Here is a 4855-nt window from a genome sequence, read left to right as displayed (position 1 = left end):
CAGCAGCACGATCAGGAAGCGTGCTGATTGCAGCGCCATGACGAAAGAGATGTCGACGTTCTGCGCTGCTGCAGCGATGATGGCGATGCTGTCCATGCCGCCGGGGCTGGTCGCCAGATAGGCGGTCAGCGGATCGATGCCCAGGAGATGGCTGATCATGAAGGCAAGGCCGCCGCAAAAGGCGATCAAGGCCACGATCGAGGCGATGATCTGCGGCAAGGCGCGCGCCGCATGGCGCAGGATCGCCCTTGTGAAGTTCAGGCCGATCGACCAGCCGACCATGGCGTAGCTGACGGCCAGCAGCCATTGCGGCAATTGCATTTCCACGCCCAAGCCGAGATGGACGACGGTGCCGAAGATGAAGGTGCCGAGGAAGAAGGGCGAGGGCAGTCGGCACAACTTTCCCGCCAGGCCGCCTACGACCGCGATGCCGATGGTGGCGGCGAAGGCTTGGGCATCGATCGGCGGAAACCAGACGATGGCGGGGATTTCGACCTCAGACGTGTCGACCCACATCTTGGCAACGAGTGCCGCCGTCATCGAGACGAAGATGACGCGCAGATATTGCATGAAAGCGACGAGCCGCTGATCGGCGCCGAAGGCACCCGCCATCAGCACCATGGCGGTGGCCGCACCCGGCGACGAGCCCCAGACGGCGGTGGTGCCGGGCAGGATGCGCCAGCGGCTGATCAGCCAGCCGAGCAGGCTGGAGGCTGTGACGGTGGCCACCACGACGCCGAGAAACAGCGGCCATTCCTGGGTGAAGACCGGAAAGATGTCGGCCGAGATCGACGCCGCGACGAGGCAGCCGACGATCGCCTGGGCGGCGCCGAACAGAAGACGCGGCACGCGCACCGTGGCGCCATTGGTGCCGGCGACGATGGCGGCCAGCATCGGCCCGATCAGCAGCGCCGCCGGCAGGGCGGCGAGTTCCAGCGCGCCGGCAAACAGCAAGGAAACAACCAGCAGGGCAAGCCACTGCCAGAGCTTGCGCATCCGCGCCATGCGCTCGAGTGTGGGCAGGTCCGGGGAGGGCTGCTCGGCCGAGGAATCCATGTTTCGCTCTTAGACCCGCAGGGCGAAAAATGCGAACCGCGATTCACAGAAAAATGATTGTTTCACCCGCCCAGGTGTCGAGTAACAGGTCTCACAAGCCGGCGTTGAACCGTTGCTCGATCTCATTGCGACCCATGCGGTCGAAATCGTCGGGGACGGAAAACTGGCCGGCCATAAAACCGACCCGTCGCGCCTGCAGCGTCGGCTGTTCGATCGGCACGATTCTGGCCAACGGCTTGCCGGCTTTGGCAATAACAAACGACTCGCCTTGGGCTGCACGTCTCACAAGGCGCGACAGATGAGCTTTCGCATCGCGAATGTTTACTGTCTGCGTCAAAGATTGCTCCTCAAAATTGGCATCGAACTCACCCCGTCTTGCTGTCGGCTAGGCCGAAGCCGCCGACGGGGTGGGTCTCGACCTGGAATTCGAAGCCGGCGATGAACGGCCGCGCCTTGGCGATCGCTGCCTGGACTTCGGGAAGCTGCAGCGAGGCCTTGTGGCTTTCGGCGTCGGTCCACACTTCGGTGACCCAGATCGCGTCGGCATCGGCGGGATCGCGCGCGATGATATAGCTCAGGCAGCCCGACAGGGCGCCGGTGCTGGCGCGCAGGAGGTCCATGACCGCGTCGCGCTGGCCGCGCGACGCCCGCATCTTGCCGATCAGTCCGTACATTCCGTTGTCTCCTTTGAGGTTTTCGACAAGAGCGTGCAGATCGCCAGTATGGCGATAGCCGTTCAAGGCATCAACTGGCCGCCATTCACCTCGATCACCTGGCCGGTGATGTAGCCGCTGAGAAGGTCGGAAGAGAGGAACAGATAGGCGCCGACGCAATCCTGCGCCGTGCCGGCGCGTCCCTGCGGAATGGTGGCGACCATGCCCTTGATCTGCTCGTCGGTCGAATAGCGCTCGTGGAACGGGGTGAGAATGGTGCCGGGCGCCACCGCGTTGACGCGGATGCCGAAGCCGATCAGCTCCTTTGCCATGCCGCGCGTCACATTGGAGACGAAAGCCTTGGCAGAGCCGTAAAGCCCGGCGCCGCCGCCGGCACCATTGCGGGCGGCGATCGAGGAGGTGTTGACGATGAAGCCGCCCTGTTTCTTCAGCCACGGGATCGCCTTGCGCGAAGCAGTCAGCACCGAACGGGCGTTGAGGTCCATCACCGCATCGTAATGCGCCTCGGTCTGCTCGGCATAGGGGATGCGGCCGAGCATGCCGCCGGCATTGTTGACCAGCCCGTCGAGGCGGCCGAAATATTGCGCACTGTCCTCGACGACGCGCTCGACATCGGCGGCAACGGAGAAATCGCCCTGGACGAGAAACACCTCGCCGCCCTTGTCGGCAATCGTCAGGCCGAGCTTCTCGGCGGCGTCGCGGCTCGAGTTATAATGCAGCGCCACCTTGCATTTCTGCGCTGCATAGGCCAGCGCGAGCGCCGCCCCGATGCCGGTCGATGCACCGGTAACCAGCACTGCCTTGCCGGCAAGATCGGGTATGCTGAGTGTGGTGGCTGGCACGGTTCTTCCTCCGGGATGTCTGCCTGCCCTTCGTAGGCCCTTGCCACCCCGGTGTTCAAGCCTTGGAGCAATTCAAGGAAAAGTGTGAGCGCTTTCCCCGGGGGATTTGCGTCAAACAAACCGCTCTACGGACGCAGATAGGCGTAACCCTGGCCTTGCAGTTCGGCGAGTTTGACGACGCCGCCCTTGTCGGCGGCATGAAATCCGGCGAGCAGGTCGGGGAGTGTGATGTCCATGCCGTGCATGGTGTTGGCGCAGGCGTGGGGTTCCAATCCCTGCTGCACCAGGCCGGCGAAGCGCCCGGAAATCGCGGCCGATATGCCTTTCGACTTGAAGGCCGCGAGCGCGGGACCATGCACGACCAGCACGATGTCGACCTTGCCGCCGGTGCCTTCATAATGGTTCTTGATGTTGCCGAGCACGAAATTGACCTTGTCGGTGTCGCTCAAGTGGTAGGCGACTTTTTGCCTTGTGGGCTCGGTGGCGGCTGCCTGTGCTGCCCGCAGACCGAGAAGCGTTCCGGTTCCGGCAAGAACCGTGCGGAACATGTCGCGCCGGCGCATGGCATCCTCCTCCGCTTGGCGGCTGACCGCGAATTGCGTGACTCCAGCCGCAATACTAGCATAAATTGCCGTTGCGTCCTTTCGATGCGGAGGAGAGGTCACATGGCGTTGAAGGAATGGGCGTTTGGGTTGGGGGAATGGAAGACGGTTGCCGGCGCCGGGTTTTGCGCCGTGCTGCTCGGCGCGCTTGCCGGATCGGCCTCCGCCGACGATGCGCTGAAGCTTACCGAACTCAGTCCGAACGGCGCTGATGCCTGTTTCGGCCGCGTCTATGATGGGGCGCATCTCAAGGCGCACCCGAAGCAGAAGGTGGCGCGGATCTTCTTCTACTACGGCCATGATCCGGTCAGCCGGCCGAACGAGGAACCGACCGGGAATTCCGACACGTCCTACAATGCCTTCATCGCCACCACCGTGCGCGGCGCCAAGTCGCCTGAATGGGCCGGCGGCTGGTGCAATCATGCTTCCGAGGACGGCAAGACGGGCCCGGTCCATTGCGGCATGGAATGCGACCGGACGCTTGCGTCGCTGAAGGTCGATGACAAGGGTCGGCTGTTCCTCTCGGATCTGCAGCCCGACATCTATCTCGATGCCGGATCAGAAGAGGAGCTTGGCGCAGCGGAATATGACAGGCGGGCGCTCGGCTCGGAGGATGACAATTTCCGCCTCGACCCGATGCCGGCAGCGACCTGCCAGGCGGAGTTCGCGCGCATCGACCCAGTCGCCGCTGCGCTCGGAGCTCCGCTACGCGAGCGGCTGAAGCCGGACCAGGCGTTCTGCTATGGGCGCGACTACGATGCAGCGCATCTCGGCTCGCACCCCGATCAACTCACCCAGTCGATCCGGGTTTTCCGCGGCAAGGTAGAACTGGCGTCCTTCGCCTCGGGCGGTGACACCGCCAATTGGCCAGACGGCGCCGACATTGCCGTTACCGTCACCACACGGCAGAAATCGGCCAAGGTGACGCAGACCTATTCCTGCCAGGGCGAAGCCGACCAGTGGCGCTGCGCGGCCAGCACGAAGATGAGCAATTTCTCCTGCGACATCGCGCAGAAGGAGATTTTCCTCAAGCGTGGCGCCAACGGCACGATGATGCTGGCCAACCCAAACAGCGCGCTTGCAATCGTCGACCTGTGTTCGAAGGCGGACGCCGGAAAGACGAAATCCGACGACAAGGTCTATCGGCTGCAGCCGATGCCGCAATCGGCCTGCTCGCCTTGAGCTTCAATGGAGGGCGCGAATGGATAAGGCAAAAGTCTTTTGGTCTGGCGGATCGCAAGCAGTACGCATGCCGAAGAAATACCGTTTCGATACCGGCGAGATTTCAATCCTTCGCGAGGGCCGAGCGGTCGTTCTCGAACCGCTTGCGCAGGATTGGGTCTGGCTCGACAGTTTGACCGGGCCACTTGACGACGATTTTGTTGAGGCAGCTTTGGAAGGCCGATAGAGACTGGCGGCGCAGACCATAGGATCCATGCGTGACATCTGAGCGCTGCTGCGGTGCAGAATTCTGTTCCGCTGCACTCTACGGACAAGGTCGCGGCATGGATCTTCGGGTCTCCGCGACGGAGCTTCGCTCCTGCTTCGCCCGTGGATGACGAAGTCGAGAAGCTTCGGTTAATTTTCCCAAGTCGCTACAGGAAATCGCCTCAGGCAAACGGCACGGCGGTTGTGCCCTTCGGCAGCTTGGCCTCGTCGTCGGGCTCGACGTGGATGGTGA

General features: G+C 63.0%; 7 protein-coding genes. 2 read left to right on the top strand and 5 right to left on the bottom strand.

The window, feature by feature from the left end:
- The 5 genes from ENZ75_RS21135 to ENZ75_RS21115 form a co-directional block, all read right to left on the bottom strand.
- The coding region (locus tag ENZ75_RS21135) for an AbrB family transcriptional regulator (RefSeq protein WP_164887905.1) at positions 1–1056 on the bottom strand (1056 nt) is incomplete at its 3' end.
- A 91-nt stretch (positions 1057–1147) separates the two neighbouring features.
- Complete coding sequence (locus ENZ75_RS21130; protein WP_013529932.1) at positions 1148–1393, bottom strand: type II toxin-antitoxin system Phd/YefM family antitoxin; 246 nt, start codon at positions 1391–1393, stop codon at positions 1148–1150.
- Between the two features lie 28 nt (positions 1394–1421).
- Positions 1422–1730 carry a putative quinol monooxygenase gene (locus ENZ75_RS21125; protein ID WP_063168863.1) on the bottom strand — a complete coding sequence of 103 codons (309 nt, stop codon included), beginning with the start codon at positions 1728–1730 and terminating at the stop codon, positions 1422–1424.
- A gap of 62 nt (positions 1731–1792) precedes the next feature.
- Entirely contained in the window at positions 1793–2572 is a 780-nt protein-coding gene (locus tag ENZ75_RS21120; RefSeq protein ID WP_013529934.1) for an SDR family oxidoreductase, read from the bottom strand.
- Between the two features lie 125 nt (positions 2573–2697).
- Positions 2698–3135 (bottom strand): DsrE family protein, encoded by a 438-nt coding sequence (locus ENZ75_RS21115; RefSeq protein ID WP_013529935.1) that lies wholly within the window; start codon positions 3133–3135, stop codon positions 2698–2700.
- A 102-nt stretch (positions 3136–3237) separates the two neighbouring features.
- On the opposite strand from ENZ75_RS21115, the gene ENZ75_RS21110 reads away from it, so the two are divergent.
- Positions 3238–4356 carry a hypothetical protein gene (locus tag ENZ75_RS21110; protein WP_013529936.1) on the top strand — a complete coding sequence of 373 codons (1119 nt, stop codon included), beginning with the start codon at positions 3238–3240 and terminating at the stop codon, positions 4354–4356.
- A gap of 19 nt (positions 4357–4375) precedes the next feature.
- Complete coding sequence (locus ENZ75_RS21105) at positions 4376–4582, top strand: AbrB/MazE/SpoVT family DNA-binding domain-containing protein (RefSeq protein ID WP_013529937.1); 207 nt, start codon at positions 4376–4378, stop codon at positions 4580–4582.
- The last annotated feature ends 273 nt before the right edge of the window (positions 4583–4855 follow it).

Source organism: Mesorhizobium sp. M7A.F.Ca.CA.002.04.1.1, assembly GCF_004022805.1.
Classification (GTDB): Bacteria; Pseudomonadota; Alphaproteobacteria; order Rhizobiales; family Rhizobiaceae; genus Mesorhizobium; species Mesorhizobium ciceri.
The sequence above is the reverse complement of the archived record's forward strand: the minus strand, read 5'-3'. Positions and strand labels throughout refer to the sequence as shown.